Raw genomic sequence first — 24055 nt, 5'->3', positions numbered from 1 at the left:
ATGAACATTGCCAACTGGTTGAACGACGCCGGTCGACGCTGGCCAGAACGCCCAGCGTTATTTGAGGGGCAGCGGCAAGTCGCCGATTACGCCACGTTTGTCGCTCATGTCCGTAGTCGTGCCGCGCAGCTCATAGGCGAGCACGGCATTGCGCCCGGCGACCGTGTGGCGCTGTTCATGAAGAACAGTTGCGAATATCTCGAATTACTCTATTGCGTCTGGTGGATTGGCGCGGTCGCGGTGCCGATCAACTGCAAGCTGCACCCTGTTGAAGCTGGCTGGATCGCCGACGATGCGCAAGCCCGTCTGATCTTCACCGAGTGCGGCAAGGTGTTCTCGCCCGAGATGTTGCCGCAGGGCTGTCGTGAACTGAATGAAGCGGACAGTGTGGTGTGTGCTTCGTTCGATGCGACGACGTTGGAAGATCCTTGCTCTCGTGATGCCGATGACCTTGCCTGGCTGTTCTACACCTCCGGCACCACCGGGCGATCCAAGGGGGTGATGCTGTCCCACGGCAACCTGATGGCCATGTCGCTGTGTTATCCGCTCGACGTTAATCCGGTCAGTCCGGATGATGCGGTGGTGTACGCGGCCCCGATGTCCCATGGCGCCGGCCTCTACAACTTTATCCATGTGCGTTGCGGGGCTCGCCATGTGGTCCCCGAATCCCGTGGTTTCAAGGCCGACGAGCTGTTCGAGCTGGCGAGCGGGCTGCGCGATCTCATGTTGTTCGCCGCGCCAACCATGGTCAAGCGCATGGTTGAACAGGCGCGGCGCCAAGGCTACGGCGGCGACGGGATCAAAACAATTGTCTACGGTGGCGCGCCGATGTACCTGAGGGATCTGCAAGAAGCGGTCGAGACCTTTGGCGCGCGGCTGGTGCAGATCTATGGTCAGGGGGAGAGCCCGATGACGATCAGCGCTTTGTCGCGTGAGTTGATTGCGGATCGAAACCGTCCCGACTGGGCGTCTCTGGCAGCTTCCGTCGGGCGGGCACATTCGTGCATGGAGATCAGGATTCTGGATCCTGAGCACCGGCCGTTGCCTCCCGGCCAGTCAGGGGAAATCGCCGTGCGTGGTCCTACCGTCATGCAAGGCTACTGGCGCAACGACGAGGCGACTCGCCAGACCTTGGTGGATGGCTGGCTGTTAACCGGCGACATCGGCTTTCTTGATCACGCGGGTTATCTGACGCTGACCGATCGCTCCAAGGATGTGATCATTTCCGGCGGCTGCAACGTGTACCCTCGGGAAGTAGAAGAAGTGTTGGCGCAGCACCCGGAAGTATTTGAGGTCTGTGTGGTTGGCGAGCCGGATGTGCAGTGGGGGGAAATGGTGGTAGCGTTCGTCGTTCCCCGTGCAGCAGGATCGCTCGATGAATCTTTGCTCAACGCATGGTTCGTCGAGCGCATGGGGTCATTCAAAAAACCGAAGAAGTACGTATTTTGCACGGAGCTGCCCAAGAACAGTTACGGCAAGATCCTCAAGAGCGAGCTGCGCCTCTGGTTGAAGGAGGTCGCGAACGGCACTGCAGTTCCCTGAGTTGTGTTTCCCATGGATAAAATCAGACAGGAGTCCCTCACGTGGGCATTCAACAGAAAAAACCGGCCCGGCAACGGCGTCGGGCGTTTATCGGTGCAACGTCCGGCCACCTGATCGAGTGGTACGACTACGGCGTCTATGGTTTTCTCGCCGTCTATATCGGCAAGGCGTTCTTCGTCTCTGATGACCCGACCACCAGCCTGCTCGCCAGTTTTGCGGCTTTTGCCTTGAGCTTTTTCATCCGGCCTCTGGGAGGGCTGTTTTTCGGTCCGCTGGCGGACAAGATCGGTCGGCGCAAAACCCTGATCACCGTGCTGGTGCTGATGGCCGGTTCGACCTTCTTGCTGGGGGTGCTGCCGACCTATGCCTCGATAGGGATTGCAGCGCCGATCATTCTGGTGTTGATCCGCTGTGTACAGGGCTTCTCGGCCGGTGGCGAGATCGGCACCATCACCAGTTTCATCTCCGAGTACGCCGGGCCTGGGCGACGCGGCTTCGCCACATGCTGGTTGATGGTAACGGCGGTGCTCGGACTGTTACTGGGCGGTGCCGTGGCCAACGGCATGACTTGGGTCATGGGCGCCGACCTGATGCAAGCCTGGGGTTGGCGCATTCCATTTCTGATTGCGGCGCCTCTGGGCCTGATCTCGATGTACATTCGTCTGAAGCTTGAAGACAGTCCCGAGTTCCTGGCATTGCAGCGCGCGGGGGAAACCTCCAAGGCGCCTCTGCGAGAAGTCTGGCAGTGGAAACGGGCGATTGCCCTGGTGTTCTTCATCATTACCCTGCACAGCTCGATCTTCTATCTGGTGCTGACCTTTGTCTCGACCTACATGTCGAGCATTCTCAAGTTCGACAGCGGCACGACCTTGCTCTACGTCTTCGTTGCCAGCTTATCGGCCGCAGTCGTCATGCCATTCGGCGGTGCGTTCACGGATAGAAACGGGCGTAAGCCGTTTCTGTTGGTGGTCGGCACCCTGGCCACCTTGGCGATGTACTGGCTCTTCAAATCGGCCCCCACGGCGACGCCTGCTTCGTTTATCTACCCGTTGATGGCGGTGGCCATCCTGTTCGGCCTGTATGCCTCGTCGACTTACGCATTAATGAGCGAGTTGTTGCCCACTCGAATCCGCTCCACCGGTATCGCGGTGGCGTACAACATTCCGGTGGCGGTATTCGGTGGTAGCGCGCCGCTGATTTCTACCTGGCTGATCAAGCTGACCGGAGACATTACGTCGCCCTGGTACTTTTACATAGGTACGGGGGTGGTGTCGTTGATTGCGTTGGTGCTGTTGCGCAAGGAGGATTTTGTCGCCTGTGCCAGTCCCGTTGAGGTGCCGGGCGTTGGGCGAGCTGATATGGCGTTGGCCCCCGCGCCTTGAGCATGCACGCAATAGACAAAATCCCAGATGCAACAAAGCCCGTGCAAGACGGGCTTTGTTAATGCTTGAGGATAGGCTCGCACAAGAGGGGCGAACCAGATTTCATTGATGGATTTCAGGCACAAAAAAGACGTCCGTGGACGTCTTTAGATGTTGAAGTGGTGCCGTGTTCGTTTGAACCGCCGTTCTGGCGACCTATCAAATATTGAATGCTGAAAACAAACCCAAAGAAGCTGCGCGCCAAGGCATCATCGTCGGTGGTGTCGCAGGCGAAGCGGTGGCGAGCTCACTGGATGAAGAGCTGGAGGAATTTACACATTGGGACATCTTCTTACTGAACCGCAACTGACAAAGGTCCGAGCCGCACTCTCCGAGCCATTCAACGATTTCCCAGTCGAATATGACTATGTAGCGAATGAGGTCAGAGGCGTTGATCCTGACATACTGTACGAAATCCTCTATTCAGAAGTCGCACCGGTGTGTTTCACCAATCTGGTGGCCGCGGTGCCCCCAGTATGGACGGGCTTCGATCCCGACATACTTAGAGAATCGATAGAGGAAAGGCTGGCGGCAAGAGAATGTAATTGGTTTCGCCGGCAGTTCGATAAAGTGCTGGTTCGCTGGCTGAAATACAACTACGCCTACATCTGGAAGGAAATCGCCAGCAGGCTGTGAGCTTGCAGTGAGGGTTTTAGATTTCTTCGATTTTAAGCTTGAAGAAAAAAAGGCACCGTCCTCGCGGGATACGACGGCCATCGTGGATGGTTGTATTCGGTTGCGGTGCATCCATCACATCGCAGAAAAAGCATCGGGGTAAAACTGGTCCGTCATGCAGAGGGCGCCTTGACGGCGCGAGGGTGCATGAAAATCAACCTGCAAATTGTCAGCGCAAATGAAGGCGTCAAAACCTTCTACGAATCTCTGGGCTACTCGACCGAGCCACGCATCAGCATGGGGAAAAAAATCGAATCGAATATCGTGATACCTGAAGGGTAGTCCTGAGGGATGTCCGCTATAGGATGTGGATTCAACTGGTCGATGCAACACAACTAAATTCTGAGTTCACACTCCGATCAGTTCCAGTGTGCGCTGATCGCTGAATTTGCATATGACCATCGTCACGATGATTCCTAATGGGCGAGCTGTTTTGATAGGGCAGGGTGCCGATGAGTTCGTAAGCGCCGGGCCAACACACCCTCCTGAGTCCAAACCTCAGTGAAGCACACAGTAGTGCCCCCAGCGTTGGGATCAGAACGAGATGTTGGCTGAGTGGTTAGGTCAATGCATCACCAGTTCATAATCATCGGCAATCCTGGACGGAAATCGTGTGTCTGGCCGCTTACGCCATGATCGATTTCCAATACGACCAGATGCTCATCACCATGAACAATTTCAAATCCTTTCAGCTGGTTTGCGCAGTTGGCAGGGGTAGAAAAAGCTTGGCTGTTGGGGGTGGTAACTTGCACAGATGTAATGTCGCGAAAGCCGTTGGGATGTTCAAACGGCTGCGCTCGTTCAATCGGAGCCTCATCTGGTCTCTTGGCAAACGAAAGAAAAAACCACATCGGTTCGGATATAGGCGCATGTCCCACGTCGACTTTCAGGGTAGCTGGTAAGTAAACAGGTCGATATTCCCAAACCGGAAACATTGGCTTCTCGCCTACGGTGGATGGTCTGAAGCAAATTCCAAAGGGCGCGGCGACTCCATCTGCGCACTTGAGGCGGTCAAAGAGTTGGGTTGGCGCTGTTAATGGACTTTGAGCTTCTAACTCATCGGTGAGATGTAAAAGCTCAATGAAAGAATTTCGGAAGAAAAACCTTCTATTGGCAGTGCCTTGGCCTGGGTGTACGTTTGGTGTCCCTTCAGCAAGCCCGAGAGCTTTCAGTGCGTCAGCGCCTCGACCGTCATCATTCACACAGATAAAAATGTGATCTATTTCCATCGTTAATTCCCTTTAATCCTGTGATTTGATTGCCTAATTATTCGGTAACAGGTCAGCAACTTCACTCGCCTGCTGCGTCGGCAGGCGCGTGAGAACGTCTTTCAGGTAAGCATACGGATCATGGCCATTGAGCCGTGCCGACTGGATCAAACTCATGATCGCAGCCGCACGTTTACCACTGCGTAATAAGCCCGCAAACAGCCAGTTCGAACGCCCAAGAGCCTACGGCCGAATTTTATTCTCGCACCAGCTATTATCGATGGGTACAGCGCCGTCATAGAGATAGCGCGTCAGCGCTATCCAGCGTTTGAGGCTGTAATCCAAGGCCTTGGCGATGGCCAAAAAAACGGGGCCAGACCACGATTAATTCAGTACCGGCATGATCATCCAATCGTGTCCTGCTCCTGAACACTCTACGGCAGCTCCCATCGCACCTCACTCACCACGTCGCCCGATCCAGTGACGAACCCACCGTCAAATCGGTAATCAGCGTCGTCTGTAACCTCTCTTCAAACAGCGCAAGCCCAGCCGCCAGGCAGCAGGTCTCCGGGCAGGGTTCCGATGAGTGCCTGGATACCGTCGATGAGCCATTGGGAAGGGGCGAAGCTGGGTTGCATGTCGATGATCAGAAGGGCTTGGCGCAGGGCATTTCCGAGGGCGGTCGCGGCGGCGGTTGCATTTTTGGCCGCGGGGGATTTGTGCTGGTCTGGTTGGCCTCTTCGCGGGTAAGCCCGCTCCCACAGGGGGGGGAGCCATCGATTGCCAAACCCCAGATGCAACAAAGCCCGCACTTGGCGGGCCTTGTCGTTTTCGGATTGGTGGAGCCGGGGGGATTTGAACCCCCGTCCGCCAGTACTCCGCTGTCGGTACTACATGCGTAGCCGTGTCTATTAAGTTAACCCTCAGCGACCCGACGGGCAGGGTGCTTTGGGCGAGTTGTGTAAGTTTTAGCCGCTTCGTCCACAACGTACTGCACGGCGATTCTGTTCTATATGACAATCACTTTGGGTTTACAGACATCCCCTGGTGATTGCTGGACCCGAAGGTACCAGAAGCTCAGGATCTAAGGCTGCTTACGCAGCGAGAGAGAATTCCTGGCCGTAGGTTTCGTCATTGGCAACTATAAGTAGTTGCAACAGTGGATTTACGAGTTCTGTTACCAACTCGGCATGCACCTAAAGTTTCGCAACCGGCGTCGAATCCTAAACGGCCCCGAACCTGCTGTGTGTAACCAGCAGGTAAGCGCAGTGTACGCCAATGCGCGCGGCGAGTCGACCTTCTGTCCTTACCTGAACGTCAGGGCCGACGCCGGATTGGCTCTGGCCCGGCCCTAATGGCTATTCATGTGGCTTTGAATGTCCTGAAGCGCTTGCTGCGTCAGGGAAACACACTCTCTGTCGTTGTTGGAGGCGTGGGCGGCCTTGGCTTGTTCGGCTTTGGTGATGACGACACCTTTGGTGGCGGCGTCCAGCGTGGTGGCGCTGGACAGTTTGCTATTGACCTCCTGGAGCTTCATTACGCATTGGTCGCTGTCGTTTGATGCGTATGCGGAGGAGGCCAGCATTGTTGCAGCGATGAGCAGTCCAGCCAGGGCGGAACGCTTCATGGGTATCTCCTGGAACGGGGGTGGGATTGGGCCACGCTGATTGGGGCTTAACAAATGGACTGTGACGGCGTGCAAGGGTTCTATTTTCGCTTGCGACGGAGTGAAAGATTTTTCCGGGAGGTGGATGCGAAAAAGAGGCAAAAATGACTGGTGCCAGTCAGTTAAGACGCGCAACTTGTGGGAGCGAGCCTGCTCGCGATGACGGCGGTACATTCAGCATCTATGTTGCCTGACCCGCCGCTATCGCGAGCAGGCTCGCTCCCACAGGGACTGCGGTGCCCTTTCTGACTGGCATTAGCCAAAACGCGCTTCTTTTGGTGCCTCGGTGTCAGACCGCTCTGGCCTGGGTGACCCGGTCCACGAGGTAGACCAGCCCGTGGTAGTCGATCCCACCGTGTTGCGTCAGACCAATCTCACAGGTGCGGCTGGTGGAAATCCCTTCGCTGCATTGCTGTACCGCGTCTTTCAGTGTGCGTAACGAATGGGCGTTCAATTCCGGCGTGGTAAAGCCCTTGTCGCCGGCAAATCCGCAACAGTGAATGCCTTCCGGAATGACCACGTTGTTACTGCACTTGCGCGCAAGATCGATCAACGCCTGGCTCTCGCCAAGATGTTGAGTGCTGCAGGTGACATGCACCGCGATCGGCGCTTCCTGGGGTGTGAAATCGAGACGATCCATCAAGTGAGTACGGATGAACCGCACCGGGTCGTACAGGTCCAGTCGAACATCGCCCAGGTCTTGAACCAGCCGCAAGGTACAGGGGCTGGTATCGCAATAGATCGGGTCGAGCCCGCCGCGGCTGGCGTGCAGTAGCGCGCCGATCAGTTCCTGGCGTTTGTGTTCGGCCTGTTCGGCGTAGCCTTTGGAGGCGAATGGCTGACCGCAGCAGAGGTTGTCCTGATTGTCTGGAAAGACGACCTGGTAACCGGCCTTTTCCAGCAGGCCACGGGTTTTGTCGTACAGCGACATTTGCTCTTTATCACCCGCCGCCGGGCCCATGACCCGCGACACGCAAGCCGCCAGGTACACCACCCGAGGTCGCTCATCCGATACCGTCGGGCTGAAGCGAATGGCCCTTTCCGGCTGTGGCATGGCGTTGGTCCATTGCGGGACCTGGCCTTTGGATAAGCGCGTCAATGTTGCCGACAGCTTTGCCAAACGTGGCGCCCCCAACAGCATCCGCGCACCGTTGGCCACATGCAGGGTGAACCGCGCGCCTTGCAACGCAGTGGCGAAATTGCCTTCAATCCAGTTGGCAGTTTTCGTATGGGTTGCCTTACGGCCACGGAGCTTTTTCACCAGCTCGCCGGTGTTGATGCCTACAGGGCAACGTTGTGCACACAGGCCTGTGGCGGCGCAGGTATCGATGCCCTGATATTCGTAGGCCTGTTCCAGTTCGGCGGTGTCTATGCCGGCGCGTTGCTTCGCCTGGATGTCGCGCCAGATCACGATGCGCTGGCGTGGGCTCAAGGTTAGGCCTTTGGACGGGCACACCGGTTCGCAAAAGCCACACTCAATGCACTTATCCACAATCTCATCGGCGGCGGGCAGCGGTTTCAGGTGTTTGAGGTGGATCTGCGGATCGTCGCTGAGCACCACGTCCGGGTTGAGAATGCCGTTGGGGTCGAGCAGGCGTTTGAGCTGCCACATCAACTGGTAGGCGTCGCGGCCCCATTCCAGTTCGACAAAGGGCGCCATGTTACGACCGGTGCCGTGTTCGGCCTTCAGCGAGCCACCGAATTCAACGGCCACCAACTGCGCCACGTCGTCCATGAACGCCTGGTAGCGTGCGACTTCTTCCGCGCTGTTGAAGCCTTGGGTGAAGACGAAGTGCAGATTGCCTTCCAGGGCGTGTCCGAAAAGGATCGCTTCGTCGTAGTGATGTTTGTCGAACAGCTCAATCAAGCGGTTGACGCCGCTGGCCAGTTGTTCGACCGGGAAGGTCACGTCTTCGATGATCACCGTGGTGCCGGTTTTGCGCACCGCGCCGACGGCAGGGAAGGTGTCCTTGCGGATCGCCCAGAGGCGGGCGTTTTCCACAGGGTCTTCGGTGAAGTCGACTTGTTTCTCTACCGGGAAACTCGTCAGTGACGCCATGATTTGCGTCAGTTGTTCCTGCAGCAAAGTGGAAGAGGCGGCGCGGGATTCGATCAGCAGGGCGCAGGCATTGGTCGACAGTTGTTGTACGAAAGCCGGCATGCCGGGCTTGTCCTGCACTGAGCGCAGGCTGCGACGGTCCAGCAACTCCACGGCCGACACCGGTTGGCTTTTCAGCACGGTGACGGCGTTGCAGCAGGTTTCCACATCCGGGAACACGATCAGCGCCGACGCCTTGTTCGGGTGGTCGATCACTGTGTCGTAGGTCACCGCACTGATGAACCCGAGGGTGCCTTCGGAGCCCACCAGCAAGTGGCTCAAGATATCCACAGGCTCGTCGAAATCCACCAGGGCATTGAGTGACAGGCCAGTGGTATTTTTCAGACGGTATTTGTGGCGAATTCTCGCAGCCAGTTCGACATTGGCGCGGGTCTCGCGGCTCAGCGTCGCCAGACGCTCCAGCAGTTCGGCGTGGCTCTCTCGGAATGCCGCAACACTTGTGGTGTCTTCGGTATCAAGACGGCTGCCATCCGCCAGCACCAGACGAATCCCGGCCAGGGTGTGATAGGTGTTCTGCGCCGTGCCGCAGCACATGCCGCTGGCATTGTTGGCGACGATGCCGCCGATTTTGCAGGCGTTGATCGACGCAGGATCCGGACCGATCTTGCGTCCGAACGGTGCCAGCCAGGCGTTGGCCTGGGCGCCGATCACGCCCGGTTGCAGACGTATTTGCGTGCCCTGGCCACGGATCTCGCGACCGTTCCAGTTATCCCCCAACACGATCAGCACCGAATCACTGATGGCCTGGCCAGACAGGCTGGTACCGGCGGCGCGGAAGGTCACCGGGACCTGGTCCCGTTGCGCCAGTTTGAGCAGCGCCACCACTTCATCTTCGGATTCGACGCGAATCACCAGTTTCGGAATCAGCCGGTAGAAACTGGCGTCGGTGCCGAAGGCCAGGGTCGACAGCGGGTCGTCGAAACGTCGCGTTTGAGGAATCAGTTGCTGCGCATCGCGCAGGAAAGCCGCCGGTAGACTCATTGGTCCTCCAGAATCAGAACCACCAGGTCTTTCGGGCCGTGGGCGCCGTAAGCCAGCACTTGCTCGATGTCGGCGGTCTTCGACGGGCCGGACACCAGCAAGGCGTTGGTCGGCATGCCTTGGGCCCATTCGAATTCCTGCTGCACCTGATAGAAGTTGTCGCGGATTTCACTGGCCTTGAGCAGGGCGAAATGCACCGGCGGCACCAGGCTCATCAGACGCGGTTCTTCCCGCGTCGGCCAGAGAATCAGGCTACCGGTCGCGGCGATCGCGCCGAGGGTGGTGGTCAGGCTGGCCGGTGTGTCATTGAACAACTCGGCTTTCCATTCCTCGACCGGACGGTCGTAGGCTTTGAGCGCTGGCAGGCCAGGATTTTTCGCCCAATGCTGAGTGACACGTTGACCGTGAGGTGTCGTCGGCGCAATCAACAGGCTCGGCAACTGGCGATCCTGCAGCAGTTGCGCCAGTAATTCGGGCCAGCCTTCTTTGGAGGTCAGATGGATTTCGGTGTGCACCGCTTCCATCAGTTTGCGCAGTTGCGGGATGCGTTGCTCTGGCGTGTAGGTGTAGGGCTCGGTCAGCAGTTCGACATCGAAGTTGTCAGCCACCGGCGTGGTGCCCGTCAGACTGTTGCGCAACTTGGCGAGGATGTTTTGCTTGGCGTTCATCAACGGTCTCCCTGTTTGGCCAGATGCTCGCGGGCCATGTCATGCAGTGAGCGGGCCGCGGGTTTCGGTGCGCTGTGGTTTTGGGTCCACGGGCCGACATTGCTCGGCGTCATCGCTCGCAGGCGGGTGGCGAAGAAACCGAACAGGCGATAAAGCGTTGGCGAACTGTTGAGCTTCGCCCAGGCGTTCCAGATAAACCGTTCTTTGCGCGAATACTTGCTGCCCTGACCGCGCATCACTTGATGCGGGCTGTCCGGGGCTTTGACGTTTTCTTCCCGTAGGCGACGCAGCAATGCGGGGATCGGAATTTTTACCGGGCAGACTTCACCGCAAGCGCCGCACAGCGAAGACGTACTCGGGTGGTCGGGGACTTTCGCCAGGCCCACCATGTGCGGGGTGATGATTTTTCCGATAGGCCCAGGGTAAACCTCGCCGTAGGCATGGCCGCCGATTCGGGTGTAGACCGGGCAATGATTCATACAGGCGCCGCAGCGGATGCAGTTCAGGGTCTGGCGCAATTCGCTGTCGGCAAACGCCTGGCTGCGACCATTGTCGAGCAGTACCAGGTGCACTTCCTGAGGGCCGTCGAGCTCATGTTCCTTGCGCGGGCCGGAGATCATGTTGACGTAGGTGGTGATCGGGATGCCCAGGGCCGAGCGGGTCAGTAGCGACAAGAGCGGCACCACGTCGCGCAGGTTTTCCACGACTTTTTCGATACCGGTGACGGCGATGTGCACCGGCGGTACCGTGGTGGTCATGCGCCCGTTGCCTTCGTTTTCCACCAGCAGCAGGGTGCCGGTTTCGGCCACGGCGAAGTTGACGCCGGAGACGCCGATGTCCGCTTCGAAGAATTTCTGCCGCAAGACTTTGCGACCGATCTGAATGAGTTGGTCAACGTCCTTGGTGTACTCCACGCCAAGTTTGTCGTGGAACAAGGACGCGACCTGACCGGCATTCTTGTGGATCGCCGGCATAATGATGTGTGAAGGCTTCTCGTGGTCGAGCTGGACGATGTATTCGCCCATGTCCGACTCCAGGCATTCAATGCCTTGAGCTTCGAGGACATGGTTCATCTCCATCTCTTCGCTGACCATCGATTTGCCCTTGATCACTTGCCGCCCCTCGTGAGCGCGGATGATCGATAAGACGATGCCATTGGCTTCGTCCACCGTTTCCGCCCAGTGCACTGTCACACCGTTGCGGGTCAGGCTCTGTTCAAGCTGCTCGAGCAGGTCGGGTAACTTGGATAATGCACGGGCGCGGACCGCATTGCCCAGCGCTCGCAAATGTTCTCTTTCATGGGCATCGCTGAAAGACGCTGCCCGTTTGCTCATCAGTGAGTCCATCGCCGTGCGAAAGTTGTTTCGCAATTGCGTGTCAGCCAAAGCCTTGTGAGCCCGGCTGCGGAAATCTTCTTCTACGGCGACCGTAGGAATAATCGTGGAGCTGCTCATCGGGCACCTCCGGTTCGCTGCCAAAGGAAGCTGGCCAGATGCTGACCGCGCAACGCTTCCTGCTGTTTCTCCAGCGAGCCGTTGATGTTCATCAGGCAACCGCAATCGGCACTGAGTACCTTGTGCGCACCGGATTCCTTCAACGCGCGGGTCTTGTCAGCCACCATCGCGCCGGAAATATCTGGCATACGGACGCTGAAAGTCCCACCAAAGCCACAGCATTCACTTTCGTGGCTGTGGTCGACTCGCTCCACATTGCTCAGCTGCGCCAACAACTCACGGCCATGCAGGTGGGTGTTCATTTCACGGCGTGCCGAGCACGACGTGTGCAACGCCACTTTCACCGGTTCGCCGCTGTCCTTGAGTTGCACCTTGCAGACAAACAGCAGGAACTCGGCAAGTTCGTAAGTTCGTGCCGCGAGGGCCTGAACCTGTTTCAGCGTTTGCGGCTCGTCCTTGAACAAGTCGGCATAGTGTTCGCGCAACATGCCCGCGCAAGAGCCCGACGGCACCACCACCGGATAATCCCCGGCAAACAATGCCAGTTGCGAGCGCGCCACGGTCCGGGCCTGTTCGGTGTAACCCGAGGTGTAGGCCGGTTGCCCGCAGCAGCTCTGCCCTTGCGGGTATTCGACACGAATGCCCTCGCGTTCCAGCAGGTGGATCGCGTCCATCCCGGCTTCGGGGTAGAACAGATCCACCACGCAGGTTCCGAACAGGTAAACCCGTGACGGTTTTTCGCTGGGGTATTGCCGAGGTTCGGGCAGTGGTGGGGCGACGCGGGTCGCGTTCGGCACGGCGTTGTAAAAAAGCTCGCTCATCAGGTGTGTCTCCGGGTGGTCCCGGTTATCCGTCCGCTGAGGCTGCTGAATATAGAGAGGGAAGCTTTCAGCAGCCTTGCAGACCCGGTTGTGAATAGCTGACGCCGGGGGCGTAATCCGGCATCGGTTTTTTCCATGTCGTGTGTAGTGCTTAGTGCACCAGCATGCCGGTGAACCAGTAAGCCTGGGCCAAGGTGATCAGGCCGACGATCGTTGCAAAGAATAGGCTGTGCTTGAGGGTGAAGCGGAACAGATCCGATTCCTTGCCCACCAGCCCGGTCGCGGCGCAAGCCACGGCGATCGATTGCGGCGAGATCATCTTGCCGGTCACCCCGCCGCTGGTGTTCGCCGCCACCAGCAAGGTGTCGTTGACGCCGATCTGGTGCGCGGTGGTCGCTTGCAGCGAACTGAACAGCGCGTTGGATGAGGTATCGGAGCCGGTCAGGAACACACCGAGCCAGCCGAGGAATGGCGAGAAGAACGGGAACGCCGCGCCGGTGCCTGCCAATACCAGAGCCATGGTCGACGACATGCCCGAGTAGTTGGTGACGAAGGCGAACGCCAGCACCATGCCGATGGACAAAATCGGCCAGCGCAGTTCGTAGAACGTCTCTTTTAAAGTGGTAAGACCAGTTTTGAAATTGATCTTCAGCACCAGCATCGAGATCAGCGCGGAGAAGAAAATGGCCGTGCCGGTCGCGGAAACCGGATCAAGTTTGAACACCGCCGGCATCGCCGTCGGGGCGGTCACGATCGGTGCGATCTTGATCACCATTTGATCCAGGTGCGGGATCGCGAAGTTGAACACCCAGCCATACATCGAGCCACCTGCGGCGAACATGGCCTTGAACGGTTTCAGCGTCCAGATTGTGACCAGTACGGTGAGGATCAGGAACGGCGACCAGGCTTTGAAAATTTCCCCCAGGCTGTAAGGCGAAGCCACGGTGGTGCGCGGTTGGCCGAAACCACCGGCGCTGGACACCACGGAAGCCGAGACGGCGCCGACGATGTGTGCACCTGCGGCGCGTTTTGGCTGCCAGACTTTCAGGAACAGGGTCAGAGAAATCAGGCTGACCAGCGCCGAGGTGATGTCCGGCAACTCCGGGCCAATGAAGTTTGAAGTGAAGTATTGGGTGACGGCAAAGCTCAAACCGGCCACCAGTGCGGCAGGCCAGGTTTCCCGAACGCCACGCAGGCCGTCCATCATGAACACCAGCCAGAACGGCACGAACACCGACAGCAATGGCAGTTGCCGACCGGCCATGGCGCCAATCTTGAACGCGTCGATACCGGTGACTTGCCCGGCGACGATGATCGGAATCCCCAATGCGCCAAAGGCCACCGGCGCGGTGTTGGCGATCAAACACAGGCCTGCGGCGTACAGCGGGTTGAAACCCAGGCCAACCAGCAGCGCGGCGGTAATCGCTACTGGTGCGCCGAAACCGGCGGCACCTTCCAGAAACGCGCCGAAGCAGAAGCCGATCAGCAGCACCTGCAGGCGTTGGTCGTCGGTGATCGACAGCACCGAGCTGCGGATCACTTCGAACTGGCCACTTTTGACCGTCAGTTTGTAGAGAAACACCGCAGCCACGATGATCCAGGCAATCGGCCACAAGCCGTAGGCGAAGCCATATCCGGCGGCGGCGAAAGCCATGTCGACCGGCATCTGGAACGCGAAGATTGCCACGGCAATCGACAGCGTCAGGGTGATGCTGCCGGCCACGTGACCTTTGAGGCGGAACACGGCCAAGGCCAGGAAGAAAAATACGATGGGGATGACGGCCGCGAGTGCGGACACGCCGAGACTGCCGAGCGGGCTGTAGAGCTGTTGCCAGGTTTGCATATGGGGTGGCCCCTAATTGTTGTTGGTCAGGCACTGGTCAGCGTTCTTGGATAATTGGTAATACCAATTTACAATCGCTGTTGGCTAGGGTAAAAGCCTTGGAGGCGGTGTGTCAATTTGCCGCCCTAAAACTTTTGTCGAATGAGCGGTGCAGAGAGCATCTGATCTGTTCGATCAAGCGTCGTCTGGTAGGTGCTGGCGCAGCGCCGATAGGCCAGAATAGAGAGCCCGGCGAGCCGCCGGGATCGTGGAGAATTGAGTCATGGGGTTTGATCAGATTCGGCAGCGCCGTTTGTCTGACGATATTGTCGAGCAACTCGAGGGGATGATTCTCGAGGGCACCTTGAAGGCTGGCGAACGCCTGCCGGCGGAGCGTGCGTTGGCCGAGCAGTTCGGCGTGTCACGTCCTTCGTTGCGCGAGGCGATTCAGAAACTGGTGGCCAAAGGGCTGCTGGTCAGTCGTCAGGGCGGCGGCAATTATGTGGTGGAATCCCTGGGCTCGACGTTCAGCGATCCACTGCTGCATCTGCTGGAAAGCAACCCCGAGGCCCAGCGCGATTTGCTGGAGTTTCGCCATACCCTGGAAGCGTCCTGTGCTTATTACGCGGCATTGCGCGCCACCGACGTCGATCGCGAACGGCTGACGGCGGCGTTCGATGAATTGCAGGACTGCTATTCACGTCACGATGAAGTGAGCCGGGCGGAAGAGGGCACAGCGGATGCAAATTTTCACTTGGCGATCGCCGAGGCCAGTCATAACGCAGTGTTGCTGCACACCATCCGCGGGCTGTTCGATCTACTCAAGCGCAACGTGGTGACCAACATTGGCGGCATGTACAAGCAACGTTCTGAAACCCGCGACATGCTGATCGCACAGCATCGGGAGTTGTACCTGGCGATTATCGAAGGCAGGGCAGAGCAGGCGCGGGAAGTTTCCAGTCGGCACATTCTGTATGTGCAGGAAGTGCTGGAAGAGGTGCGTCAGGAAGTGCAGCGAATGGCTCGGGCCGAGCGGCGCAAGGGGATGTAGTCAGTTTATTGTGGCGAGGGAGCTTGCTCCCGCTGGGGCGCGAAGCGGCCCCCGGGCCAGCACACCGTTAAGCAGATCGTTTACGACTGCTTCGCAGCCGAGCGGGAGCAAGCTCCCTCGCCACAAAAGCCGCGATCAGGCCGAAAGATTAATCTTCCTTGCCCTTGTTCCGCACCGCACGCTGCAATTCACGACCGGCGTCGCGCTCGCGTTCGGTATCACGCTTGTCGTATTCCTTCTTGCCCTTGCCCAGAGCGATCTCGCACTTGACCATGTGCTTGCTCCAGTACCAGGACAGGCACACGCAGGCGTAGCCTTTTTGTTGCACGGCCGCGGCCAGCTTCTCCAGCTCGCGCCGGTTCAGCAGCAACTTTCGGGTGCGGACCGGATCGGCAATGACGTGGGTGCTGGCGGTCGTCAGGGGCGTGATGTGGCTACCGAGCAGCCAGGCTTCGCCATCCTTGAGCAGTACGTAACTGTCAACCAGTTGTAGCTTGCTTGCCCGCAGACTTTTTACTTCCCAGCCGGCCAGGACCAGACCAGCCTCGAACCGATGTTCGATGAAGTAATCGTGTCGCGCCTTTTTGTTTTGCGCGATGGTCCCTGTTGGGTGTTTCTTCTGTTTAGCCATAGGGGCGGCATTATAGGGAGTTGCACGCGAGTCGGCTACGGTATCGCTACGTGCTTGAGCAGGTTGATTGAATCCCGGACAATGCGGCCTCTTTTTTGAACGCTTGGGCGTGATAACGATGTCGACAGACAAGGTTTCTGTCCACGGCAGTTGGGCTAGCCGCTGGGTCTTCATACTCGCCGCGACCGGTTCGGCCGTGGGGTTGGGTAGTATCTGGAAATTCCCTTACATGGTCGGCGTCTACGGTGGCGGAGCCTTCGTGCTGATGTTCCTGGCCTGTATCGCGCTGATCGGTATGCCCGTGATGCTGGCCGAAACCCTGATCGGCCGCCGCGCACGGCAGAGCCCGGCCAATGCCTTGAAGGTTCTGGCGCTGGAAGCGGGGCATTCGGCGAAGTGGTCCTGGGGCGCATTTGCCGGGATGATCACGGCGTTGCTGATCCTGTCTTTCTATAGTGTGGTCGGCGGTTGGTCGCTGGATTACATCATTGATATGGGGCGTGGCGATTTCCAGGGTGTGACGGCAGGCGAGGTCGGCGCGTATTTCGGCAATGTGATCGCCGATCCGTGGCGTCTGACACTTTGGCACACGATTTTCATGCTCCTCTCCGCGGTGGTGATTGCCAAAGGCGTGGTCGCAGGGCTGGAGCGCAGCCTGCGGATCATGATGCCGCTGCTGTTCGTGATGGTGATTGTCCTGCTGGGTTACAGCATGACCACGGGTCACTTCATGGAGGGCGTGCATTTCATGTTCGACTTCCACCCGGACAAGGTGCTTGATGGCTTGCTGCCTGCCATGGGGCACGCGTTCTTCTCCCTGAGCGTGGGCGTCGGCTCGATCATGATCTACGGCGCCTACATGCCGAAGCATTCGTCTATTTCCGGAACCATCGTCGGTGTGGCGCTGCTCGACACCTTCGTTTCGCTGTTGGCCGGCCTGGCATTGTTTCCGATTGTGTTCGCTGCTGGCCTGAACCCGAGTGAAGGCCCAGGCCTGATGTTCGTCAGCCTGCCATTTGCCTTTGGTAACGTAGCGTTCGGCCAGTTGATGGGCGTAGTGTTCTTCGTGCTGGTAGCGATTGCGGCCTGGAGTTCGGCGATTTCCCTGCTCGAGCCGATGGTGGCTTACCTGGTTGAACGCACGAAGATCAGCCGCGCCTGGGTCACCTTCTGGCTGGCATTCATCTGCTGGTTCGTCGGTCTGGGTACTGTGTTTTCCTTCAATATCTGGAAGGAAGCCAAGTTTTTCGTGAACGAAGGCGGGATGTTCCATCTCTACCAATGGGGAGTCGCCGGTGGTCTCGACTTCTTTGGTGTGATCGACTTCTTCACCTCGCGGATCATGCTGCCACTCGGTGGTTTGTGTTTCGTGGTGTTTGCGGGTTGGGTGATGGGGCGTGAAGCGGTGCGCGACGAGTTGTCGATCCGCAGTCCGGTATTGTTCGCCCTGTCCCTGTTCTTGATGCGCTATGTGGCGCCCATCGGCATTCTTGTAGTGTTTGCCGCCCAGTTGTGGAAGTAACGCTGACATGACGACACACATTCAACGTTCGGCCCTGCTGCCGTATCCGGCACAAGCGCTTTATGACTTGGTCAATGACGTGGCTCGCTATCCGGAATTCCTGCCGTGGTGCTCGTCGGCCGAAGTTCTGGAAAGCTCTCCTGAGTTCATGCGCGCCAGCGTCGGCGTGGCCAAGGGTGGTCTCAGTCAGCATTTCGTGACGCGCAACACCCTGGTGCCCGGGCGTTCGATCGAGATGAACCTCGAGGAAGGTCCGTTCAGCCAGTTGCACGGCGTCTGGGTGTTCAAGCCGTTGGGCGAGAAAGCCTGCAAGATCAGTCTGGATTTGTCGTTCGACTACTCGGGGCCGCTGGTGCGTGCGACGTTGGGGCCTCTGTTTAATCAGGCGGCGAATACGCTGATGGACGCGTTTTGCCAACGTGCGAAGCAGATGCATGGTTGAGGTCGTGATCAAGGTCGAAGTGGTGTATGCCGCCGTTGACCGTCAGGTGCTGCTGACCGTAACGGTGCCAGTGGGCGCAACGGTACGGGATGCGTTGCTCAAATCCGGCCTCAACAGCGAATTCCCTGAGGTGGATCTGGCCAGTTGTCCGGTTGGGATCTTTGGCAAAGTGATCGCTGAGCCGGCCATTCGAGCGGTTCAGGCAGGGGACCGCATCGAGATTTATCGGCCGCTACTCGCCGATCCGAAAGAAGTGCGCCGGTTGCGTGCCGCCAAAGCGGCCGAGGCAAAAGCCCGGAATCAGTGATTCGGCTAAATGCCAGGCGATAAAAAACCCGGACATGCCGGGTTTTTTATGCGTCGCAAATTATTGCGGCGAGGTTTCCAGCGGTTCTGGCGTCGGGACTGGAACGGTTTCTACGTTGTCCACATCCTTCTGGATCTGGTCCAGCAACGAACCTGGCTTGACCGGTTTTTCTGGCTTCGACTTTTCGGCGTTTTCTGCAGGCGCGCTCACGGTAGTGCCGCTGTCCTTGCCGAGAATGGCCTCGTCGCGGCTCACGCCTGGCATGAAGTCGCCAGAGAGGCTGACAAGTTGGTCATTTGGGTTGAAGATAACGCTAATGCGTTCCTGTTGGCGTTCACCGCCACCCGGTTGCAGGCTATACAGATAATCCCAGCGATCGGCATGGAACGTGTCGGTCAGCAGAGGGTTGCCCATGATAAACCGTACTTGCCGGCGGGTCATTCCCGGGCGTAACTGGTCTATCATGTCCTGCGTGACGACATTGCCCTGCTGGATGTCGATTTTGTAAACCCCGGGGAATGAACAACCGGCGAGTGCGAGCAGTCCCACAAAGGTGAAACTGGTTAGCAAGAGCTTGGTGTTTTGCATCGGTGGGCGACTTCCACTATCTTGGCTGGGACAACGTAAACGCCGATCATACCCGCATTAAGAGAAGCTGCGAAGCAGCATCGCGAGAAAGCTGACCATGGTTGAAAATAGCGAACTACGCAAAGCCGGCCTCAAAGTGACCCTTCCACGGGTCAAAATTCTGCAAATGCTCGATTCCGCCGAGCAACGCCACATGAGTGCCGAGGACGTCTACAAGGCGCTGATGGAGGCTGGTGAGGACGTCGGTCTGGCCACGGTTTACCGTGTTCTGACCCAGTTCGAGGCAGCTGGCCTTGTGGTGCGGCACAACTTCGACGGAGGCCATGCGGTCTTCGAGCTGGACGATGGCAAGCATCACGACCATATGGTCAACGTCGAAACCAGCGAAGTGATCGAATTCTTCGACGAAGAAATCGAGCGGCTGCAGAAAGCCATCGTCGACAAGTATGGCTTCGAGATGGTTGATCACAATCTTGTACTGTACGTGCGCAAGAAAAAGTAAGCATGTCGCGCGAACTTCAGGTTCGCGAAACGAGCGAAGGCGACCCCAGGGTCGCCTTCGTGCTTTCTACCGTTCTTAGATTTTCGCGGTAACGACCATTTTCTTCGCGTGTGCCAGGGACTCCTTGGTGAGGTCGATGCCGCCCAGCATCCGCGCCACTTCTTCCACACGATCATTCTTGCTCAGCTTGGAGACGGCCGTATGCGTGGCCTCTTCACCGCGGACCTTGTGCACAAATAGATGTTGATGCCCTTGCGCTGCCACTTGCGGCAAGTGAGTCACGGTCAGCACCTGTCCGCGCTCCCCGAGGCGTCGCAGCAACTGGCCGACAATCTCGGCGGTCGGGCCGCCAATGCCCACGTCCACTTCGTCGAACACCAGCGTCGGTACGCGCGAGGTCTGTGCAGTGATCACCTGAATGGCCAGGCTGATACGCGACAGCTCGCCACCCGATGCTACTTTTGCCAGGGCTTTCAAGGGTTGCCCCGGGTTGGCGCTCACCAATAGTTCTACCTGTTCGAGCCCGTTGGGCAGCAGTTCATCGCTGCTGTTGGGGCGCAGTTCGATGGTGAAGCGGCCACCGGGCATGCCCAGGCGCTGGATTTCCTGTTCCACGGCACTGGCCAGGCTGCTCGAGGCTTGATGGCGCAGGTCGCTCAGTGCCCGAGCTTTCTCCTGATAATGACGGGCGTAGGAGGCCAGCTCATCGCTCAGTCGTTCGATGGATTCATCGTTGGCATTCAGGGTTTCGATTTCATCGAGCAGCTTCTGCTGCATCTCGGCGACTTCGGTCGGCTGGATGCGGTGTTTGCGCGCCAGGGTGTAGATGGCATCGAGGCGCTCTTCCAGGTATTGAAGGCGGGCTGGGTCAGCGTCGAAATTGTCGAGAAAACGGTTCAGCTCGCCCACGGCTTCTTCAACCTGAATCTGCGCGCTGGTCAGCAGGCTGCTGGCTTCGCCCAGGGCGCCGATCGAATTGTTTACGCTCGACAAGCGGTTGAGGCTGGCGGTGAGTGCGTTCAATACATTGCCAGAATCGCTTTCGCTGCATTGTTCGACCACTTGCCGGCAAATGCCCAGCAGGGTTTCGGCGTTGGTCAGGTTCTTGTGTTCCTGTTCCAACTGCTCCAGCTCGCTTTCGCCGAGGCCGAGGTTTTCCAGTTCTTCGAGTTGATAACTGAGCAACTGATGACGCGCGCGTTGCTCGTCACCGGAATTGGAGAGGCGTTCCAGTTCCTGGCGGGTCTGGCGCCAGCGTTGGGCGGCCAGCTGTACTTGGCGGGCCAGGTCCGTGGCACCGGCGTACTCGTCGAGCAGGCGGCGGTGGGTATCGGTTTTGAGCAGGGATTGGTGTTCGTGCTGGCTGTGGATATCGATCAACAGCTCGCCCAGGGCCTTCAGGTCACCGAGGGGGCAGGGGGTGCCATTGATATAGCCGCGCGATCGCCCTTCGGCGGTGATCACTCGGCGCAGGATGCACGGGCCGTCGTTCTCGAGGTCGCGCTCGGCCAGCCAGGCGCTGGCCTCCGGGATGTCGATCAGGTCGAAGGTGGCCAGGATATCGGCCTTGTCGGCGCCCGGGCGGACCACGCCGCTGTCGGCGCGATCGCCCAGGGTCAGGCCGAGGGCGTCGAGCATGATCGACTTGCCGGCGCCGGTTTCCCCTGTGATCACGCTCATCCCGCGATCGAGTTCGAGATCGAGATGTTCAACGATGGCGTAGTTGTGTACGGACAGGTGCACCAGCATAAAGGCCGCTCCCAGGCTTTAGGTCTGGTTATTTATACAGTGTTTTGTTTCTGGCTGACAATGCCCTCTCTTAGGTCGATTTGCTTGATTGAAAGAAATACTTAGTTCGCCTGGGAATGACAATGCAGCTGTTTTTTGTAGGGTCAATCATCAAACAGCCCTTGAAGCTGAATTTTACGGCCCCATATACCGGGGCAGAAGCGCGAGTTGAGCTCGCGGACGATATTGGAAGGAGAAATCTATGGCTGACGAACAGACAGTGGATACGCAAAATCTAGACGCCAACCAGGGCCCCGAGGCTTCGGGTGAAGACCTGGCGGCTCGTGTACAAGTGCTCGAAGAGCAATTGGCTGGTGCGCAGGATCAGGCTTTGCGTGTAGCCGCCGATCTGCAGAACGTCCGCCGTCGTGCCGAGCAGGACGTTGAGAAGGCCCACAAATTCGCGCTGGAGAAGTTCGCTGGCGACCTGCTGCCGATCATTGACAGCCTGGAACGTGGCCTGGAACTGTCCAACCCTGAAGACGAAAACATTCGTCCGATGCGCGAAGGGATCGAGCTGACCCTGAAAATGTTCCAGGACACCCTGAAACGCTATCACCTGGAAGCGATCGATCCTGAAGGCGAACCCTTCAATGCTTCGCATCATCAGGCAATGGCCATGCAGGAAAGCGCCGACGTCGAGCCAAACAGCGTACTCAAGGTGTTCCAGAAGGGTTACCAGCTCCACGGTCGCCTGCTGCGCCCGGCCATGGTTGTGGTCAGCAAGGCGCCTGCACCGGTTTCGCCTTCGATTGACGAGCAGGCTTGAAATTAGCCGCAAGGCCCCCATTTAGAAGTCAAGCGTTTAAGTGCTACCGCAGTCAGCCACCACTGCTGCGGCATCCAAATCCAAAGTTTCGGGAGAGTGAACATGGGCAAAATTATCGGTATCGACCTGGGGACTACCAACTCCTGCGTCTCCGTGCTGGAAAACGGCAAGGCCAAAGTTATTGAAAACGCTGAAGGCGCGCGTACCACGCCGTCGATCATCGCTTATGCCAACGACGGTGAAATCCTGGTTGGCCAGTCGGCCAAGCGTCAGGCCGTGACCAATCCGCATAACACCCTGTATGCGGTGAAGCGTCTGATCGGTCGTCGTTTCGACGAAGAAGTCGTACAGAAAGACATCCAGATGGTCCCTTACAAGATCGTCAAGGCTGACAACAGCGACGCCTGGGTTGAAGTGAACGGCCAGAAAATGGCACCGCCACAAATCTCGGCCGAAATTCTGAAGAAAATGAAGAAGACCGCCGAAGACTACCTCGGCGAGCCAGTGACCGAAGCGGTGATCACCGTTCCGGCCTACTTCAACGACAGCCAGCGCCAAGCCACCAAAGACGCCGGCCGCATCGCGGGCCTGGACGTAAAACGTATCATCAACGAACCAACCGCAGCTGCTCTGGCTTACGGTATGGACAAGGCCAAGGGCGATCACACCGTGATCGTTTACGACTTGGGCGGCGGTACTTTCGACGTTTCCGTGATCGAGATCGCTGAAGTCGATGGCGAGCACCAGTTCGAAGTGTTGGCCACTAACGGTGACACTTTCCTGGGCGGTGAAGACTTTGACATTCGTCTGATCGACTACCTCGTCGACGAATTCAAGAAAGAAAGCGGCATGAACCTCAAGGGTGACCCGCTGGCCATGCAGCGCCTGAAAGAAGCCGCTGAGAAAGCCAAGATCGAACTGTCCTCGAGCCAGTCGACCGACGTGAACCTGCCGTACATCACTGCAGACGCTACCGGTCCTAAGCACTTGAACGTGAAAATTTCCCGCGCCAAGCTCGAAGCGCTGGTTGAAGACCTGGTTCAACGCACCATCGAACCTTGCCGCATCGCCATGAAAGACGCCGGTATCGACGTTGGTTCGATCAACGACGTGATCCTGGTCGGCGGTCAGACCCGCATGCCACTGGTTCAGAAACTGGTGACCGACTTCTTCGGTAAAGAAGCACGTAAAGACGTCAACCCTGACGAAGCTGTTGCCATGGGTGCTGCTATCCAGGGCGCGGTATTGGCTGGTGACGTAAAAGACGTTCTGTTGCTCGACGTCAGCCCGCTGACTCTGGGTATCGAAACCATGGGCGGCGTGATGACCGCGCTGATCGAGAAAAACACCACGATTCCTACCAAGAAATCGCAAGTGTTCTCGACTGCCGACGACAATCAGGGCGCCGTGACCATTCACGTGCTGCAAGGTGAGCGCAAGCAAGCCGCACAGAACAAGTCCCTGGGCAAGTTCGACCTGGCCGAGATTCCACCAGCACCACGTGGCGTGCCACAAATCGAAGTGACCTTTGACATCGACGCCAACGGCATCCTGCACGTCGGCGCGAAAGACAAGGCTACCGGCAAGACTCAGTCGATCGTGATCAAGGCCAACTCCGGTCTGTCCGAGGAAGAAATTCAGCAGATGGTTCGCGATGCTGAAGTGAACGCTGAAGAAGACCGCAAGTTCGAAGAGCTGGCCAGCGCCCGTAATCAGGGCGATGCCTTGGTTCACTCGACGCGCAAAATGGTCGCCGATGCTGGCGATAAAGTAAGCGCTGAAGAGAAGACTGCAATCGAAGCTGCAGTGGTTGCCCTGGAAGCTGCCGTTAAAGGCGACGACAAGGCGGCTATCGAAGCCAAGGTTGAAGAGCTGTCCAAGGTCTCCGCGCCAGTGGCTCAGAAAATGTACGCCGATCAGGCTCAGCCAGCTGAAGGCGCGGCACCGCACGACGAAAAAGCTGAAAAAGCTGACGACGTCGTCGATGCCGAGTTCGAAGAAGTCAAAGACCACAAGTAAGTTGTTGGTCGCCCGGTTGACTGCCTTCAGGCGGTGACTGGTAGGATGTCGCCGCGCGG

General features: G+C 58.1%; 21 protein-coding genes, 1 other RNA gene and 3 pseudogenes. 12 read left to right on the top strand and 13 right to left on the bottom strand.

Going from position 1 to position 24055, the window contains the following annotated elements; all coding sequences use genetic code 11:
• The 5 genes and pseudogenes from LOY38_RS25860 to LOY38_RS25840 form a co-directional block, all read left to right on the top strand.
• Positions 1 to 1542: a class I adenylate-forming enzyme family protein gene (locus tag LOY38_RS25860; RefSeq protein ID WP_258697634.1), complete on the top strand. Its 1542-nt coding sequence runs from the start codon at positions 1 to 3 to the stop codon at positions 1540 to 1542.
• Between the two features lie 41 nt (positions 1543 to 1583).
• Positions 1584 to 2924: an MFS transporter gene (locus LOY38_RS25855; RefSeq protein WP_258697633.1), complete on the top strand. Its 1341-nt coding sequence runs from the start codon at positions 1584 to 1586 to the stop codon at positions 2922 to 2924.
• 205 nt (positions 2925 to 3129) lie between these two features.
• Positions 3130 to 3273: a hypothetical protein gene (locus tag LOY38_RS25850; protein WP_258700831.1), complete on the top strand. Its 144-nt coding sequence runs from the start codon at positions 3130 to 3132 to the stop codon at positions 3271 to 3273.
• Complete coding sequence (locus LOY38_RS25845) at positions 3243 to 3599, top strand: hypothetical protein (RefSeq protein WP_258697632.1); 357 nt, start codon at positions 3243 to 3245, stop codon at positions 3597 to 3599. The genes LOY38_RS25850 and LOY38_RS25845 overlap by 31 nt, the downstream gene beginning before the upstream one ends.
• A 78-nt stretch (positions 3600 to 3677) precedes the next feature.
• Positions 3678 to 3920 (top strand): annotated as a pseudogene (locus LOY38_RS25840) (GNAT family N-acetyltransferase); the annotation flags it as partial.
• 290 nt (positions 3921 to 4210) lie between these two features.
• Here the strand turns inward: LOY38_RS25840 and LOY38_RS25835 are convergent.
• From LOY38_RS25835 to LOY38_RS25790, 10 genes and pseudogenes are all read right to left on the bottom strand, one after another.
• Positions 4211 to 4867 carry a VOC family protein gene (locus LOY38_RS25835; protein ID WP_258697631.1) on the bottom strand — a complete coding sequence of 219 codons (657 nt, stop codon included), beginning with the start codon at positions 4865 to 4867 and terminating at the stop codon, positions 4211 to 4213.
• A 33-nt stretch (positions 4868 to 4900) separates the two neighbouring features.
• Positions 4901 to 5206: pseudogene (locus LOY38_RS25830) on the bottom strand (transposase domain-containing protein); the annotation flags it as partial.
• A 109-nt stretch (positions 5207 to 5315) separates the two neighbouring features.
• Positions 5316 to 5511: pseudogene (locus LOY38_RS25825) on the bottom strand (hypothetical protein); the annotation flags it as partial.
• Positions 5512 to 5683: 172 nt separating this feature from the next.
• Positions 5684 to 6081: a transfer-messenger RNA gene (gene ssrA, locus LOY38_RS25820) on the bottom strand.
• Between the two features lie 116 nt (positions 6082 to 6197).
• Entirely contained in the window at positions 6198 to 6473 is a 276-nt protein-coding gene (locus LOY38_RS25815; protein WP_258697630.1) for a hypothetical protein, read from the bottom strand.
• Between the two features lie 328 nt (positions 6474 to 6801).
• Positions 6802 to 9612, bottom strand: coding sequence for an FAD-binding and (Fe-S)-binding domain-containing protein (locus LOY38_RS25810; protein ID WP_258697629.1), 2811 nt, complete (start codon positions 9610 to 9612; stop codon positions 6802 to 6804).
• Positions 9609 to 10280, bottom strand: coding sequence for a lactate utilization protein C (locus tag LOY38_RS25805; RefSeq protein ID WP_258697628.1), 672 nt, complete (start codon positions 10278 to 10280; stop codon positions 9609 to 9611). Before LOY38_RS25805 ends, LOY38_RS25810 begins: the two co-directional genes overlap by 4 nt.
• Complete coding sequence (locus LOY38_RS25800) at positions 10280 to 11734, bottom strand: LutB/LldF family L-lactate oxidation iron-sulfur protein (RefSeq protein WP_258697627.1); 1455 nt, start codon at positions 11732 to 11734, stop codon at positions 10280 to 10282. The genes LOY38_RS25805 and LOY38_RS25800 overlap by 1 nt, the downstream gene beginning before the upstream one ends.
• Positions 11731 to 12555 carry a (Fe-S)-binding protein gene (locus LOY38_RS25795; RefSeq protein WP_018929467.1) on the bottom strand — a complete coding sequence of 275 codons (825 nt, stop codon included), beginning with the start codon at positions 12553 to 12555 and terminating at the stop codon, positions 11731 to 11733. The genes LOY38_RS25800 and LOY38_RS25795 overlap by 4 nt, the downstream gene beginning before the upstream one ends.
• Before the next feature lie 151 nt (positions 12556 to 12706).
• On the bottom strand, positions 12707 to 14398 hold the full coding sequence (locus LOY38_RS25790) for a lactate permease LctP family transporter (protein ID WP_258697626.1): 1692 nt from the start codon (positions 14396 to 14398) through the stop codon (positions 12707 to 12709).
• Positions 14399 to 14660: 262 nt separating this feature from the next.
• Here LOY38_RS25790 and LOY38_RS25785 point away from each other — a divergent pair, with 262 nt between their 5' ends.
• Positions 14661 to 15428, top strand: a complete 768-nt coding sequence (locus LOY38_RS25785) for a GntR family transcriptional regulator (RefSeq protein ID WP_258697625.1) — start codon at positions 14661 to 14663, stop codon at positions 15426 to 15428.
• Between the two features lie 148 nt (positions 15429 to 15576).
• Here LOY38_RS25785 and smpB read toward each other — a convergent pair whose 3' ends face one another.
• The gene (gene smpB, locus LOY38_RS25780; protein ID WP_008057382.1) at positions 15577 to 16059 is read right to left on the bottom strand and encodes an SsrA-binding protein SmpB; all 483 of its coding nucleotides are present in this window, start codon (positions 16057 to 16059) and stop codon (positions 15577 to 15579) included.
• Between the two features lie 118 nt (positions 16060 to 16177).
• Here smpB and LOY38_RS25775 point away from each other — a divergent pair, with 118 nt between their 5' ends.
• From LOY38_RS25775 to LOY38_RS25765, 3 genes are read left to right on the top strand one after another with little or no spacing between them, the layout of a single operon-like run.
• Entirely contained in the window at positions 16178 to 17581 is a 1404-nt protein-coding gene (locus tag LOY38_RS25775) for a sodium-dependent transporter (protein ID WP_258697624.1), read from the top strand.
• Between the two features lie 7 nt (positions 17582 to 17588).
• On the top strand, positions 17589 to 18023 hold the full coding sequence (locus LOY38_RS25770) for a type II toxin-antitoxin system RatA family toxin (protein ID WP_258697623.1): 435 nt from the start codon (positions 17589 to 17591) through the stop codon (positions 18021 to 18023).
• Positions 18016 to 18330, top strand: coding sequence for an RnfH family protein (locus tag LOY38_RS25765; protein ID WP_258697622.1), 315 nt, complete (start codon positions 18016 to 18018; stop codon positions 18328 to 18330). The genes LOY38_RS25770 and LOY38_RS25765 overlap by 8 nt, the downstream gene beginning before the upstream one ends.
• A gap of 60 nt (positions 18331 to 18390) precedes the next feature.
• Here LOY38_RS25765 and LOY38_RS25760 read toward each other — a convergent pair whose 3' ends face one another.
• A complete protein-coding gene (locus LOY38_RS25760) occupies positions 18391 to 18918 on the bottom strand; it encodes an outer membrane protein assembly factor BamE (protein WP_258697621.1) in 528 nt (175 codons plus the stop codon).
• Between the two features lie 97 nt (positions 18919 to 19015).
• Here LOY38_RS25760 and fur point away from each other — a divergent pair, with 97 nt between their 5' ends.
• On the top strand, positions 19016 to 19420 hold the full coding sequence (fur, locus tag LOY38_RS25755) for a ferric iron uptake transcriptional regulator (protein WP_003197684.1): 405 nt from the start codon (positions 19016 to 19018) through the stop codon (positions 19418 to 19420).
• Between the two features lie 75 nt (positions 19421 to 19495).
• Here fur and recN read toward each other — a convergent pair whose 3' ends face one another.
• Positions 19496 to 21169, bottom strand: a complete 1674-nt coding sequence (gene recN / locus LOY38_RS25750; RefSeq protein WP_258697620.1) for a DNA repair protein RecN — start codon at positions 21167 to 21169, stop codon at positions 19496 to 19498.
• Between the two features lie 241 nt (positions 21170 to 21410).
• Here recN and grpE point away from each other — a divergent pair, with 241 nt between their 5' ends.
• Positions 21411 to 21977 (top strand): nucleotide exchange factor GrpE, encoded by a 567-nt coding sequence (gene grpE / locus LOY38_RS25745; protein WP_258697619.1) that lies wholly within the window; start codon positions 21411 to 21413, stop codon positions 21975 to 21977.
• 102 nt (positions 21978 to 22079) lie between these two features.
• Positions 22080 to 23996, top strand: coding sequence for a molecular chaperone DnaK (gene dnaK, locus LOY38_RS25740; protein WP_258697618.1), 1917 nt, complete (start codon positions 22080 to 22082; stop codon positions 23994 to 23996).
• The last annotated feature ends 59 nt before the right edge of the window (positions 23997 to 24055 follow it).

This window comes from Pseudomonas sp. B21-015 (genome assembly GCF_024749285.1).
GTDB lineage: Bacteria > Pseudomonadota > Gammaproteobacteria > Pseudomonadales > Pseudomonadaceae > Aquipseudomonas.
This window is presented reverse-complemented; position numbering and strand designations above follow the sequence as displayed.